Source organism: Desulfovibrio biadhensis (assembly GCF_055388615.1).
This window is the reverse complement of the sequence record NZ_AP042477.1, coordinates 5,152,351-5,165,099: the sequence shown is the minus strand read 5'-3', so window position 1 is coordinate 5,165,099 and position 12,749 is coordinate 5,152,351. Positions and strand designations below refer to the sequence as shown.

Genomic DNA, 12,749 nt, shown 5'->3' with positions numbered 1-12,749 from the left:
GTTTATGTTATTGCCCGGCCGGTCAATTGCGACCGCGGGACAAGGTCTCCATCCCCACTCCCGGAATGGTGGCGCCGCAAACATCGCAGGCTGAGGAACATTTGCCAAGGGTGAATCCACGCCGTTCGATGACCGGGCCACACCCCGCGGGACACATGGTATTGTTGCCGTTGTGCCCCGGCACGTTTCCTACGTAGATATACTGCAATCCTGTTTGTTTGCCTATCTCATAGGCGCGCTCCAGGGTCTCCACCGGGGTGGGCCCCCTGTCGGTAAGTCGATAGCTAGGGTGAAAGCGTGAAATATGCCAGGGGGTTTCAGCCCCCAGTTCGTCCTTGATAAAGGAGGTCATTTCCGCCAGCTCTTCCGGGGCGTCGTTCAGGTTCGGAATGAGCAGTGTCGTGACTTCCAGCCACCAGCCCAATTTTTTGATATGTTTGAGGGTTTGCAGCACCGGTTTGAGTCTGGCCTGACACTGTTCACGATAAAAATGGTCACGAAAGCTTTTCAGGTCGATATTTGCTGCATGAATGTAGGGAGCAAGGGCGTCCAGACAGGCCGGGCTCTGGTAGCCGTTGGAAACCATGATGTTCTTAAGCCCCTTTTCCACGGCCAGTTTGGCTGTCTGCAGCATCAGTTCAAAAAAAATGGTGGGTTCCGAGTAGGTGTAGGAGATGCTTTGGGCGCCGTTGTCCAAGGCAGCCCTGACCATATCTTCCGGGGTCAGCTTCTGTCCCGTAATGGGGCGCCCTTCACGGGGCGGTTGCGAAAGGGAAAAGTTCTGGCAGAAGGAACAGCCTACGTTGCACCCCATGGTGCCGAAAGAAAAGGTCATTGTGCCCGGCATGAAATGATAGAGCGGCTTTTTTTCCACAGGGTCCAGATTGATGGCTGCCACACGATCCGCAACGTGGGTGAACAGTTCCCCGCCCTTGTTTTCCCGCACACCGCAGAAGCCGCGATGGCCAGGGGCTATGCGGCAGTATTGACTGCACAGCCCGCAAAGAACGTCTTCACTATCTTCGGCCTTGCGCCAGAGCATTGCCGGTTGCATTGGGGGCGCCTCCTTCACGTTTTGGGTGGAACTTGGCAATTATCGAGGGCGGACTTTTATTTCCGGCTGAATGAGCAGCATGTTGGGGGATTGTTGCTCGGGTTCCTCCCGCCTGGGCGGTGTCACCTGGATGATATTGTCGCCCGTAACGGGGTCGGGCTCCATGATGATGCCTTCGTTCGTGGTGCCGAAAATATTGTCTTTTCGCTGCTCCTGCAAACCTTGCGCATCCGGGGCGGTCCTTGGGGACTGTCCAGGAGAGGGGGCAGCGTTGCCATTATCAATAGTGCTTTCCGGTGTGCCTGCAGGTGGGGGTGCAAGTTCTTGAGAATATACGTTTGGACACAGGACAACGGAAGCAGAAAGGAGTATAGTGTACATGAGTGCTATGAGCAAAGGGCGGGGTGAAAGCGGACGTATCATAAGGCTTCTCCTCTTGCGCTCGGCTTCTTAAAAGAATAAGTAAGCGCAGCCGTCAGCAGCTTATAAGATTACAGAGAAAGTCTGCTCTGGACTTTTTTAAACGGCCTTGGCAAAACGCGGTTTCGCCGAGGCATACGGATCGCTTTCACTTGTGTGGTGCATTTCCGATCCGGTGCGCCGTCCTGGCGCCAAGGAGACCCGCATACACGGGGTCTCTTATGAGAGAACAAGGAGCAAAGAGCATGCCGGAACGTAGTAAAGCCTATACTGACGCAGGCGTCGACCTGAACGCCGCGAACACCCTGGTGTCGCGTCTCAAGTCCATCGTCAGCGCAACCCACACCAAGGGCGTGCTCTCGGATATCGGTGGCTTTGGGGGCCTTTTCAAACCCGACCTCGACGGCATGACCGAACCCGTGCTCGTTTCCTCCACCGACGGTGTTGGCACCAAAATCAAGCTTGCCGTGGAGTATGCCCGCCACCATACCATAGGTATCGACCTCGTGGCCATGAGCGTGAACGACGTTCTTGTTCAGGGAGCCCGACCGCTCTTTTTTCTGGATTATTTTGCCACGGGAAAGCTTGATCCTGCAACTGCGGAAACCGTTGTTTCCGGTGTGGCGGAAGGGTGCAACCGCGCAGGCTGCGCGTTGCTTGGCGGCGAGACTGCTGAAATGCCTGGCATGTACGCTCCGGGCGATTATGATCTGGCCGGCTTCTGCGTGGGGCTGGTGGACAACTCCAAGATCGTTGACGGATCGGGTATGCATGTGGGCGATGCTGTCATCGGCCTGGCTTCCACGGGGTTTCACAGCAATGGCTACTCCCTGGTGCGCAAAATAGCGGCTCAGGAAGGCTTGCAGCCGGAAGACCCCATGCCATGTCTTGCGCCTGAAGACGGGCGCACGGTTGCCGAGGCCCTGCTCGAACCCACAGCCATCTACACAAAACCCGTGCTCAACCTGCTGCGTGACTTCAAAGTGAAAGGCATGTGCCACATCACTGGCGGCGGGTTTTACGACAATATTCCACGAGTGCTGCCCTACGGCGTGGGAACGGAAATCGAGTTCGGCTCATGGGATATGCCCGGCGTTTTCACCTGGATCAAAAACGCAGCCAACCTTTCCTGGCCGGAAATGCTGCAGATATTCAACTGCGGCATCGGCTACGTGCTCATAGTGGACAAGCAGCAGGAAGCCGAAGTCCTCAACCGCCTTAACCGTGCCTTTGAGCAGCCGGCCTGGATCATTGGCCGCATCAATCGCCACGAACAGGGCAAGAGCGAAGACGAGCGGGTTTCCATCTCCATTCCAGAAGAGCCGGACGCCTGCTGATAACGCCGCATACGATCATTTCAGGGAGCTTCTCACCAGGGAGGCTCCCTTTTTTTATTGTGGGGGAATGTGCAGCACCCTTGCCGCACGCCGTGTTGCCGGCATGGTGTTGCGCGTTTCCTGGAGCAGTGCCTGCAGGTCTGCCAAGTCGTCCACATCGCGCAGGCAAGGGGCGAACACCGTATGTAAACCGGCAGCGCGCTGCAGACTGTGGTTGAGAACATGCGGGCCGCTCCAGGCGATCTTCTCGAACAAATGGGGGGAAAATGCCTCGCGTCGCATGCCCACCAGGTAGTAACCGCCATCCAAAGCAGGGCCAAAGGTCAGGTCCGCATGCATAAGAGCGCGCCATGCAGAGCGCACCGCCCACGGCGAGATTTGAGGAACGTCGGTCCCTACCAGCAGCGCGGCTGCTGCCCCTGCGCCTCCTGCGGACACCGGTGCAAACGCGCGGGCAAACGCATTGGACATGCGCTTTCCAAGATCTGCGCCGTGCTGCCACCAAAAAGGGGGCGGCCAGTCTTCGCGGATTGCATGGGGACTGGGGGCAGGGCAGCAGCGGAGCAGAGCGCCCGCTCCTCGTACTGAGGTCAGTACATCCTGCACAAAAGCCCGATACAGTGCTGCTGCACGCATGGCCCCAATGCTTTTTGCCAGACGCGTTTTCACCCTGCCAGGGGCAGGGCGCTTGCAGAAAACCATGACAAAAGGGGGTTCTTTTTGGAGGAGTGGACAACGCGCAGGCATGGTTCACTCTCCATGGGGGCGATAAGCCCTTGCCAATGTGTCTGGCGAAACGCCTAGTCGAAAGAGAATTCTGAGAAGCTGGTTGCGGCAGGCAAAACGCAACAAGCCTTCGTGTTCTATGCGACGCGCCGAGGTGAGCGCTTTTTGAGGCAGGATGCGGATGCGGTGACCTCCTTGTTTGAGCCTGAGCATGAAGGCCACATCTTCCATGATGGGAATTTCAGGGAATCCCCCTACGTGATCAAAAATGGAGCGACGCACAAAAATTGCCTGATCCCCAAAGGGGACGCGCGTCAGGCGGCTGCGCACAGTGGCGACGGTCTGCACCATACGCAGTATGGGGCGTGTGGAATCAAGACTCAGGGAAAAGGCGCCGCCTGTAATGTCAGACTGGGAAAGGGCTGCCTCTATTGCGGGCAGAGCATCGGCAGGCAGGTGGGTATCTGCGTGGAGAAAGAGCAGGATTGATCCCTTGGCGCGTTTGGCGCCTTCGTTCATCTGCCGTCCGCGACCTGCAGGAGAAACCAGGGGGCGCACCCGTTTTTCCCAAACAGGGGGTGCTGTTTCCATGCTCTGATACAGTGCATCCAGGGTGGCGGCTTCCGGCCCCCCGTCAACCAGAAGCAGCTCTGCGTACTGCATGCTCCCCGGCAAGGCGAAAATGCGGTCGACAAAAGCCCGGATCCCTGCCTGTTCCTGATATACGGGCGCTATAATGCTGTATTTGACGTATGTGCCGGTTGCAGGGCTCATGCATTGCCCCCGGAAGCAGCAATCAAGTGTCGCTCTCTTTGGAAACAACAGGGCGCACTTGCAGCCCCTTGCGTTTGCGGTACCAGCCCAACCCCTTTTTCATCGCCAGGGGGAAGATGCCGAGCAAGGCAAAGGAAACCAGTAAGCCCGGAGAAAAGATGCCGGACAACGATTCCAGTTCTCCCAGCTCCCGCCCCGCATTGAGATAGACGATGGTGCCGGGCAGCATACCCAGTTGGGACACCCAGTAGAATGTCCAGAGCCGCATGGGGGTGAGTCCCATGGCCAGATTTATGATGAAAAAGGGAACGGCTGGGATAAGCCGCAGGGTAAACAGGTAGAACGCGCCTTCCTTTGCAACACCGTTGTTGATGCGCATCAGCTTGTCTTCAAAGCGCGCCTGGACCCAATCGCGGAGCAGGTAGCGCGATACCATGCAGGCCAGTGTGGCCCCAAGGCTGCTGGCAAAGGAAACCGTGATCAATGCAGGCCAGAAACCGAACAGCGCGGCCCCTGCCAGACTCATCACCACGGCGCCGGGCAGATTCAGCGTCACCACTATGATATAAAACAGAAAGTAGCCCGAAAGCGTCAAAAATGCGTGCTGTTCGTAATATTCGCGGAACGCCTGCTGCTGCGATTTCAGGTAAGAGAAGGTGAGATACTGCTGCAGGTCAAAGACGAAAAAGGCTGCGACAAGCAGCAGCAATGCGCCTACCAGGGCAAGTTTTTTGATTGTCTGTGCGCGCACGGTTTCTCTAGCTCCCTGAAAAGCGCCTATTTGTATGGCGCATCGAGTTTGCCGTCCACCAGGGGCGGATTGAAATAGCCGAATTCCAGCCAGGGCGCTGCCTTGCGCAGTCGCTTGCGAAAATTGGTCAGCCCCATGCTTGGGCTGCCGGTGTATGGTGCCGCCAGGTCAACGTACCGTTCGGGGTCCAGGTTCAGGTTGCGCAGTTGGATGAAATCCACATGAAGGGTGGTTACGAATTCCAGCAACGCTTCGAGTTCCTCTTCCGTGTCGGTGACTCCTGGGAAGTATAGCAAATTCAAGGAGACGAACAGCCCGTTCTGCTTGGCCGCATGGATGGTTTCCCGGACATCTGCAAAGCCATACCCCTTGGGGCGGTAATATGCTTCGTACAAGCCCTGGCGGGCGCTGTTCATACTGACGCGGATGGAGTTCAGTCCGGCCTGGGCCAAGGGCTGTATTGTTGCGGGCAGGCTGGCGTTGGTGTTTATATTCACCGTACCGGTGCCGCCCTTTTCCCGGAAGTCGGCTATGGCTGCGGCAATGATTTCCGCTTCGGTCAGGGGTTCGCCTTCACACCCCTGCCCAAAGGAAAACACAGGGCGGGGTTCCCGCTTGCAATGGTACAGCATAAGCTCGCTGATTTCTTGCGGTTTAGGGCGAAAGTCGATACGTCGCTGGGTTGCCGGAAATCCGGAATCCTCTGACTGATGGGATATGCACCCGATGCAGGCGGCATTGCACACGCGGGACGTGGGCAGGGGGGCTTCGAAACGCCCCAGACAAAGATTGCGTGCGGCGGGGCAGCAGTTGCCCAAAGCGCAATGCGCCAGATGTTTTACCAGGCGGTTCTTTGGCAGTGCTTTGAGGATTTTCTGCGCGCCTTGCTCTATGCGCTTACGCGGGATTCTGGAGAAGACTTGCCGCCGGTCTTCATCCACGCGTTTTGCGGTGACGTAAAACCGGCCATTGGCAAAGCCCACCGCAGCATAGGCAAAGAGCGGCAGCACGGGGGGAGGGCACTGTGCATCCTGGTGGCTATGGTAGGCTGTCACACCGGTCAGGGTATGGCCGGGGCTGACAAAAGCTGCAACGGGCCTGACGCCCTCGATGTCCCCAGACATTTCCACGGCGCCGGTTTCAGGGTCCAGACCAAGGGCCTGGCGTCCAGGAAGAAGGAATAATTCACTTTCTTCGGGCAAGGGCATGAGTTCATCGGGGCGCGGTTGTGCGAGATCGCCCCCTCTTCTACAGAGCATGAGCAGCTCTGGATGGTCGAAGATATTGCCTTGAGCGTCTGCAAAAACCATATGTGGAGTTACTTTTGATTTAGCCATAATACTTTGCTTTCTTTCACGCATTGTGGTAGCGCGATATTCAGTAGATTCGGTATTCCATAGCCGGGCATCCACCTTAGCGGAGTTCAAGCGAGGATGAAATGGAAATTTTGGGGCAATTGTTGCAGGGGTATACCCCTATTCTGCTTTTTATACTGATCTGTTTTGCGGCGTTGTTGGTGATGTTCTACAAGGTTGTACGCAGCCTTGACGATGTTGCCCGCACCGTTACTCAGGATCGTGAAAGCCTGCATGAAAGCGTGCGACAGATAAGCGACATGCTTGTCATGCTTGCGCGTAAGCAGGTTGAAGTAGGAAACGCCTTGCAAAAGCTTGGCGCGTCTGATGTTACATCGCCGGTTTCCTCTCCTGAGCAGCCAGTAAAGCACGAAGAAACCGAAAAGCATGATGATCTTGATGCAGCTCTTGCAATGGCTGCCGGCACCGTGCTTCATGAGGCAGCACAAGATATGGCTGCACCTGCTGCCCCCCCTCAGGAATCACAGCCTGCCCCGCATGATTCCGAGAAAGAAGCCGAAGACGAATACCTCGCAGAACTTTTCAATGCCCCCCGTGATGATGAGAGCGACCATATCGCCAGCGATTTGAGCCTTGGCCATGTCATTGAAGATGAAGATGACTACGACATGACCATGACTGCAGAGTCTCTTCAGGTCGCGCCTGAGAGTGAAGAGAGCGTGCTTGAGGTGCCGGAAGACGAGGCGGATTTTACGCTGGACGGGCCTTCTGGCGTAGCGGAAGACGCCCCGGATTTTATGGAGCCCAGCACAGAAGATATTGACGAGGCTTTGATCACCCCGCCTGAAGAAGATGATGAAATCGCCCTTATTGAACCCCCGGAAGATGACGACGAAATCGTAGTAGCTGCGCCGGTGGAGGAACCGGCCGGGGATGATCTTTTTCTGGAAGGGCCTGAAATATCAGAAGAATCACCCGAAGTTGAGCAGTCCGGAGATACCCTGGCTGGCGACGACGATGCAGTGGTGTTTACCCTTGCTGAGGAAGAGGAGCCTGCTGCGACTGAGCGGGAGTGGGTTGGCGAAGAGGACCTTGGCGGTATGGACTTGCCGGAACCCGGGATGCCGGAACAGGAGCCTCCTGCGCCAGAGGAAAGCGCAGTGCATCTGGGTGCTTTTGACCGAGAATCCGAAGATGATGCTGCCATTGATTTTTCGCTGGAAGCCACAGACAGCGAAAGCGGTCCGCTGCTGACAGAAACCGAACAGGAAGTGGCCGAGGTCGAGGAGTCTGAGGCCGAAGAGGCCGAGCCCGGAGATTCTGAGCCCGGAGATTCTGAGGAAGACGTGATGCTTCTGGACGAGCCTCTGCATGCTTCCGCACTGGATGGGGCGGTCTCGGATTCGATGGATGTGGATCTTGATCTGGATGCAACCGAGCCCGATGCCGGGTTTGCGGCCGCTTTTGTACCGGAGCCGGAGGCAGACCTCGAAGAAGAACCCGTGCAAGAGCCCGGCATGGCTACCCTGGAAGTGCCTGATGAGGAAGAGAGCATCCAGTTTGACCAAACTATGGATGAAGACCTTGATATTATAGTGGAATCCAAGCAGGAGGTCGCTGAAGACGATCTGCTTGAAGACCCCCATTCTGCAGATTTTTCTTTGGAAACGCCCGATGCGCCGGTCGCACCGCCGGAGATGCTGCACGAAGAGCAGGAAACAAGGGTTACCTTTGAAGAGGCCGTTGAATTCAATCTTACCGATGAAGATGAAACTGACGCTGCAGCCGCCCCCGAAGAAGAAGGGGAGTATGATCTGGACATGGCTGAAGAGGATATGTTCAGTGATTCCCTTGGGATCGTTCCCGAGATGTACGAAGAGGACAGCACGGATGCGTTTTCCGAAACATTCGATGCTGACACGGTGGCGGCTGCACCGTTTGCAGAGACCACGGATGACGCGGATGATCTGGAAATCCCTGGCATTGAAGTCGATGAAGACGAGGCAATCGTATTCGATACAGCGGCTCCGGAAGACGATCTGCCTGTAGCGGCTGAAGAGGATATGGCCACCGGGCCGACAACGCTGGACCTGGGCATGGCTGGTGATCTTGAGGAGGAATTGGAAGACGCCGACGCCATGGTCGACTTTGAAATGGCAGCACCGCCCGAAGAGGCACGTTCACAGCCCATGGAAGCGTTTAACGGCATGGACGCTGACGCCCTGGATGCCATGAACCAGGACGTTGATGTGGACTTTGACGAGGATGAGGAAGAAATCGACCTGGACGCCGATTTGCACGAATCCGGAGACAGTAGCGATTTCAACCTTTTTGGTGACGAGGCGCAGGGCGAGGACATCACCCCCGAGGACGAGGCTGATATCAGTTTGGGCGCCGCATTGGCTGAAGAGGATGAATTTACTCTTAGCGACGATGAGCCTACCGAACAACATGTTGATATTACCGATGCTGATGCGCAAGACCAGCATCTGGATGTCCTTATCGAAGACCTGATGGATGTTGAGGAAGACCACGCCCAGCCTGATGATGATCTTCCCGTTTTTGATACGGAAATCGTGCTCGACGAAGAGGAAGATGACGAGCCCGAGACTATTCTGGACCTTTCGAGCCAGCGCCCTATGCGTCAGGCGCCGCCTTCGGTCATCTCCATGGATGAGGACGAAGATGAGGACGAAGGCGAGCTGAACTTTTCCCTTGCCGAGGATGATGACGAAGACATTCCGGATATCCCGGACATCCCAAACGTTGCAGGCGGCATGACGGATAAGTTGGAAGCTGAGGACGGTGAGGAAGAACTCTCTTTTTCCCAGGTTGATGAGGAGGAAGAGGCTGTCTTGAATTTCAACGCTCCCGACCTGGAAGATATGGAAAGTCTGCAAGAGGTGGATGATGCAGACGATGGGGGTGACGCTGACCAGGAATTGAGCCTCAGCTTTGAGGATGACGACTTTGCCATTATTCCTGAGGAAGACACCGGCGATGACCTGGACCAGACCATGCCGGACCTTTCGCCGATGATGGGCGGAGGCGCAAGAAACCTCGGCGGCGGTGGTGAAGATTTGGACCTCACCGATCTGGATATCGTTATCGAGCCCGGGGGAGATATGGATGCGCCCGAAGCAGATCAGGGAGATGCGCCCCGGGATGTTCTTGCGGCTGCCCTCGAATTCGAGGATGAAGACGCTCCTGCCCAGCGCAGAATGCCCCGCAAGGATGCAGGTGCGACGCCGCGCAAACCTCCCCAAGATGATGACTTCGACATCGACTTTGTGCTCGATGATGAGGACGATCACTAGCGCCTTCAAAAAAGCGCATTGCCGCTACAAAAAAGGGCCGCCATAGCGCTCTGTCAGCCTGTCGCTCTCTGCGAGGTCAAAAGAAGGGCGGAAGATATCGAGCCCACTATCGCACTAAAAATCCCTGTTGCACTACGCAGCAGGGTTTTCTCCATTTCAGTCTTAAGAGATCAGTTTGAGGGGGAATTTTTCCGATGCTCCAGAGTCTTTTCGGTTTTGTCGCGCTGCTTGCCATTGCCTGGCTGGCAAGCGAAAACAGGCGCAAGATTGACAAGCGCATCCTGATTGCCGGCGTTTTGTTGCAATTCGGGCTGGGCCTTTTGCTTTTGAAAATTCCCATGATCAAGGGCGCTTTCCTGCATCTCAATGCGGTAGTGAACCTGATAGAGACCTCCACAAAAGCCGGCACCTCCTTTGTTTTTGGCTATTTGGGGGGCGGTACGCTGCCTTTTGACGAGCCATACCCAGGCGCTGGCTATATCCTTGCCTTCCGGGCGTTACCCATCATTTTGGTGATGAGCGCCATCAGCGCAGTGCTGTTTCACTGGCGTATTCTGCCCCTGGTGGTCAAAGGCTTTTCATTGCTGCTGCGGCGGGCAATGGGCATCGGCGGTGCTTTGGGCGTGGGTGCCTCCGTCAATATTTTTGTGGGCATGGTGGAGGCGCCGGTGTTCGTGCGCCCCTATTTGCCACAAATGACCCGTAGTGAAATTTTCGCGTTGATGACCACAGGCATGGCGACGGTGGCCGGCACCATGCTGGTGCTCTACGCCGGAATCATCGAACCTGTGGTGCCCGGTGCGCTGGGGCACATACTGGTGGCGTCCGTGCTCAGCGCTCCGGCAGCAATTATGGTATCGCGCCTGATGGTGCCGGAAGACGGGGACGCAACAGCGGGGGAAATGACACCGGCGGTAGATACCATGGGCACCATGGACGCCGTGGTCAAAGGGACTGTGCAGGGCGTGGAGCTTTTCATTCCCATTTTGGCCATGCTGCTTGTCTTTGTGGCCCTGGTGGCCATGATCAATACGCTTTTGGGGCTGTTTCCCGAGGCCTGGGGAGCGCCTATGACCCTGCAACGCATACTTGGCGCGGTCATAGCTCCCGTGGTGTGGTTGATGGGGGTTCCCTGGAGCGAGGCGGGCACTGCCGGTCAGCTCATGGGGACGAAAATCGTGCTCAACGAATTTATCTCCTACCTGGACATGGCCGCCCTTCCCAAGGGCGCTCTTTCAGAGCGCAGCGCTCTGATAATGACCTACGCCATGTGCGGTTTCGCCAACATGGGAAGCCTGGGCATTCTCATCGGCGGACTTGGCGCAATGGTCAAGCAGCGGCGGCAGGAGATTGTGGCCATGGGGATGCGCTCCGTATTTGCAGGTGTGCTGGCCACCTGCCTGACAGGCGCTGTTGTTGGCGTGATTTATTGACCACTGATTTTTCAGGCAGGGGCGAAGTCTGGGGCCCTGGTTATGGGAAAGTTTTGTATGGGCTCTTTCTTCGAAAAAAACGTTCTGGACAAGTTTTGTAAGCGTATGGATAGACAACATATTTCACGTTATTTGCGGTGGTGTGATTGTACGCCCGTTTTTCTTGGGATACTAGGCGTGTGCCTTGCTGTGCTGCTGGGCGGGTGTGCAACAGATCCTGCCTCTTGGAATCAAAAGCAGGTGCTGGAGCAGATTGCCCCCACCCCTGGAGTGGGGAACTTTGCGTCGCTTGGCCCTGCTCTGGAGGGAAGTCTGCGCTATGTGCGCTCCAAGGCCAAGAAGGAGGGCGCCACAGCGTTTGCGGCGAGCGATCCCGAGTCCCCTGTCAGAAGTGTGACATGGGGGCAGATGGAGACCACGCTGTTGCATCTGCAAGAGCTTCTTCCTCACCTGGACGCAAGGCCTGAGCTTTTGCAACAGGAGTTTGTCTGGATGAAGATAGGCGCGTCCACGTTGCTCACAGGGTATTACGAGCCTTTTCTGGAGGCTTCGCTCACACCGCGCCCCGATTATCCGTATCCGTTATACGCTTTGCCCCCTGAGGCCAAACAAGGCGCCCCTTTACCTGCACGTGCGGAAATAGATGGCAAGGGGGCGCTCGCTGGCCGCGGCCTGGAAATTGCCTGGGCAAAAAACGCGGTGGATGTGTTTTTCCTTCAGGTGCAAGGCTCGGGGCGTTTGTTGCTGCCGGACGGCAGTCAGGTGCGCGCGCGGTATGCGGGGGGTAATGGTTACCAGTATGTCAGCCTGGGCAAGAAATTTATCGAGATGGGGCTTTCTTCCCGTGATGAAATGAGCATGCAGAAGATCCGCGAAATTTTGGAGGGTTCTCCTGAAAAAATGCAGGAGCTGATGTTCCTGAATCCCAAGTATATTTTCTTTGCCATTGATGATGATGGGCCTTTTGGCGCGACGGGCGCAAAACTTACCCCAATGCTGAGCTGCGCGAGTGATCCCTCATGGGCGCCCATGGGTTCGGTGATAATGGCGGCTGCTGCCTTGCCCGAAGATGCCGCCGACCAGTCACAGGTTCCTGAGAACCTGGTGGGGCTGCTGCTGGCCCAGGATACGGGGACAATGCAGCGCGCTCATCTGGACCTGTATTGTGGTTCCGGACCACGCGCCGCAGCATTGGCAGGACGCATGAGCGGCAGGGCTGCCGCCTGGGTGCTGGTTTCCCGGAGAGCTTTGGATAATTGATAGGGTAGTGTGATTCTGGCACGAGAGATGCATTTGATTCTGCAATAAGTAACCGCCAACCCCTTTAGCTCAGGGAGGTGCACCATGCAGACCATCAATACTACCGAAACCATGAATCCCGCGTGCCTGCTCGCCCCCAATGCTCGGAGCCGCGATGCATTTTGCCAGATCGACATATTTGCGGATGAGGATTTGTTCTTCAACGTGCGTGTGATCTGTGGACGCATGCGCTTTGTCGCCGGTGGCTTCATGAATCCGGACGAAGCCCAGCGCAAGGGCATGGCTGCCATGTTGGCCATGCACCGTCCTGGCGAGTAGGGAATGGGTGACTGTCTGATGCGACTGTCGGAAAAACGACGGC

11 protein-coding genes are annotated in these 12,749 nt (G+C 56.5%); 5 read left to right on the top strand and 6 right to left on the bottom strand.

The window, feature by feature from the left end:
- Positions 1 to 22: 22 nt before the first annotated feature.
- Positions 23 to 1,054 (bottom strand): AmmeMemoRadiSam system radical SAM enzyme, encoded by a 1,032-nt coding sequence (gene amrS / locus ACZ5EH_RS22430; protein WP_464276079.1) that lies wholly within the window; start codon positions 1,052 to 1,054, stop codon positions 23 to 25.
- Between the two features lie 39 nt (positions 1,055 to 1,093).
- Positions 1,094 to 1,477, bottom strand: a complete 384-nt coding sequence (locus ACZ5EH_RS22425) for a hypothetical protein (protein ID WP_464276078.1) — start codon at positions 1,475 to 1,477, stop codon at positions 1,094 to 1,096.
- Between the two features lie 242 nt (positions 1,478 to 1,719).
- On the opposite strand from ACZ5EH_RS22425, the gene purM reads away from it, so the two are divergent.
- On the top strand, positions 1,720 to 2,811 hold the full coding sequence (purM, locus tag ACZ5EH_RS22420) for a phosphoribosylformylglycinamidine cyclo-ligase (RefSeq protein WP_464276077.1): 1,092 nt from the start codon (positions 1,720 to 1,722) through the stop codon (positions 2,809 to 2,811).
- Between the two features lie 54 nt (positions 2,812 to 2,865).
- On the opposite strand, the gene ACZ5EH_RS22415 is transcribed toward purM, so the two are convergent.
- From ACZ5EH_RS22415 to ACZ5EH_RS22400, 4 genes are read right to left on the bottom strand one after another with little or no spacing between them, the layout of a single operon-like run.
- Positions 2,866 to 3,558 carry a TIGR04282 family arsenosugar biosynthesis glycosyltransferase gene (locus ACZ5EH_RS22415; protein WP_464276076.1) on the bottom strand — a complete coding sequence of 231 codons (693 nt, stop codon included), beginning with the start codon at positions 3,556 to 3,558 and terminating at the stop codon, positions 2,866 to 2,868.
- Positions 3,559 to 3,561: 3 nt separating this feature from the next.
- A complete protein-coding gene (locus ACZ5EH_RS22410; RefSeq protein WP_464276075.1) occupies positions 3,562 to 4,311 on the bottom strand; it encodes a TIGR04283 family arsenosugar biosynthesis glycosyltransferase in 750 nt (249 codons plus the stop codon).
- A 22-nt stretch (positions 4,312 to 4,333) separates the two neighbouring features.
- Positions 4,334 to 5,062 carry a TVP38/TMEM64 family protein gene (locus tag ACZ5EH_RS22405; protein WP_464276074.1) on the bottom strand — a complete coding sequence of 243 codons (729 nt, stop codon included), beginning with the start codon at positions 5,060 to 5,062 and terminating at the stop codon, positions 4,334 to 4,336.
- Between the two features lie 26 nt (positions 5,063 to 5,088).
- Entirely contained in the window at positions 5,089 to 6,399 is a 1,311-nt protein-coding gene (locus ACZ5EH_RS22400; RefSeq protein ID WP_464276073.1) for a radical SAM family protein, read from the bottom strand.
- 101 nt (positions 6,400 to 6,500) lie between these two features.
- On the opposite strand from ACZ5EH_RS22400, the gene ACZ5EH_RS22395 reads away from it, so the two are divergent.
- The 4 genes from ACZ5EH_RS22395 (at position 6,501) to ACZ5EH_RS22380 (ending at position 12,706) form a co-directional block, all read left to right on the top strand.
- On the top strand, positions 6,501 to 9,695 hold the full coding sequence (locus ACZ5EH_RS22395; RefSeq protein ID WP_464276072.1) for a hypothetical protein: 3,195 nt from the start codon (positions 6,501 to 6,503) through the stop codon (positions 9,693 to 9,695).
- Positions 9,696 to 9,889: 194 nt separating this feature from the next.
- A complete protein-coding gene (locus ACZ5EH_RS22390) occupies positions 9,890 to 11,128 on the top strand; it encodes a NupC/NupG family nucleoside CNT transporter (RefSeq protein WP_464276071.1) in 1,239 nt (412 codons plus the stop codon).
- 177 nt (positions 11,129 to 11,305) lie between these two features.
- Positions 11,306 to 12,388, top strand: coding sequence for an MltA domain-containing protein (locus ACZ5EH_RS22385; protein ID WP_464276070.1), 1,083 nt, complete (start codon positions 11,306 to 11,308; stop codon positions 12,386 to 12,388).
- An 84-nt stretch (positions 12,389 to 12,472) separates the two neighbouring features.
- On the top strand, positions 12,473 to 12,706 hold the full coding sequence (locus tag ACZ5EH_RS22380) for a hypothetical protein (RefSeq protein WP_464276069.1): 234 nt from the start codon (positions 12,473 to 12,475) through the stop codon (positions 12,704 to 12,706).
- Positions 12,707 to 12,749 lie beyond the last annotated feature (43 nt).

Coding starts and splice junctions, on each gene's coding strand:
- amrS (WP_464276079.1), bottom strand. CDS start 1,054: ATGCAACCGGCAATGCTCTGGCGCAAGGCCGAAGATAGTGAAGACGTT.
- ACZ5EH_RS22425 (WP_464276078.1), bottom strand. CDS start 1,477: ATGATACGTCCGCTTTCACCCCGCCCTTTGCTCATAGCACTCATGTAC.
- purM (WP_464276077.1), top strand. CDS start 1,720: ATGCCGGAACGTAGTAAAGCCTATACTGACGCAGGCGTCGACCTGAAC.
- ACZ5EH_RS22415 (WP_464276076.1), bottom strand. CDS start 3,558: ATGCCTGCGCGTTGTCCACTCCTCCAAAAAGAACCCCCTTTTGTCATG.
- ACZ5EH_RS22410 (WP_464276075.1), bottom strand. CDS start 4,311: ATGAGCCCTGCAACCGGCACATACGTCAAATACAGCATTATAGCGCCC.
- ACZ5EH_RS22400 (WP_464276073.1), bottom strand. CDS start 6,399: ATGGCTAAATCAAAAGTAACTCCACATATGGTTTTTGCAGACGCTCAA.
- ACZ5EH_RS22395 (WP_464276072.1), top strand. CDS start 6,501: ATGGAAATTTTGGGGCAATTGTTGCAGGGGTATACCCCTATTCTGCTT.
- ACZ5EH_RS22390 (WP_464276071.1), top strand. CDS start 9,890: ATGCTCCAGAGTCTTTTCGGTTTTGTCGCGCTGCTTGCCATTGCCTGG.
- ACZ5EH_RS22380 (WP_464276069.1), top strand. CDS start 12,473: ATGCAGACCATCAATACTACCGAAACCATGAATCCCGCGTGCCTGCTC.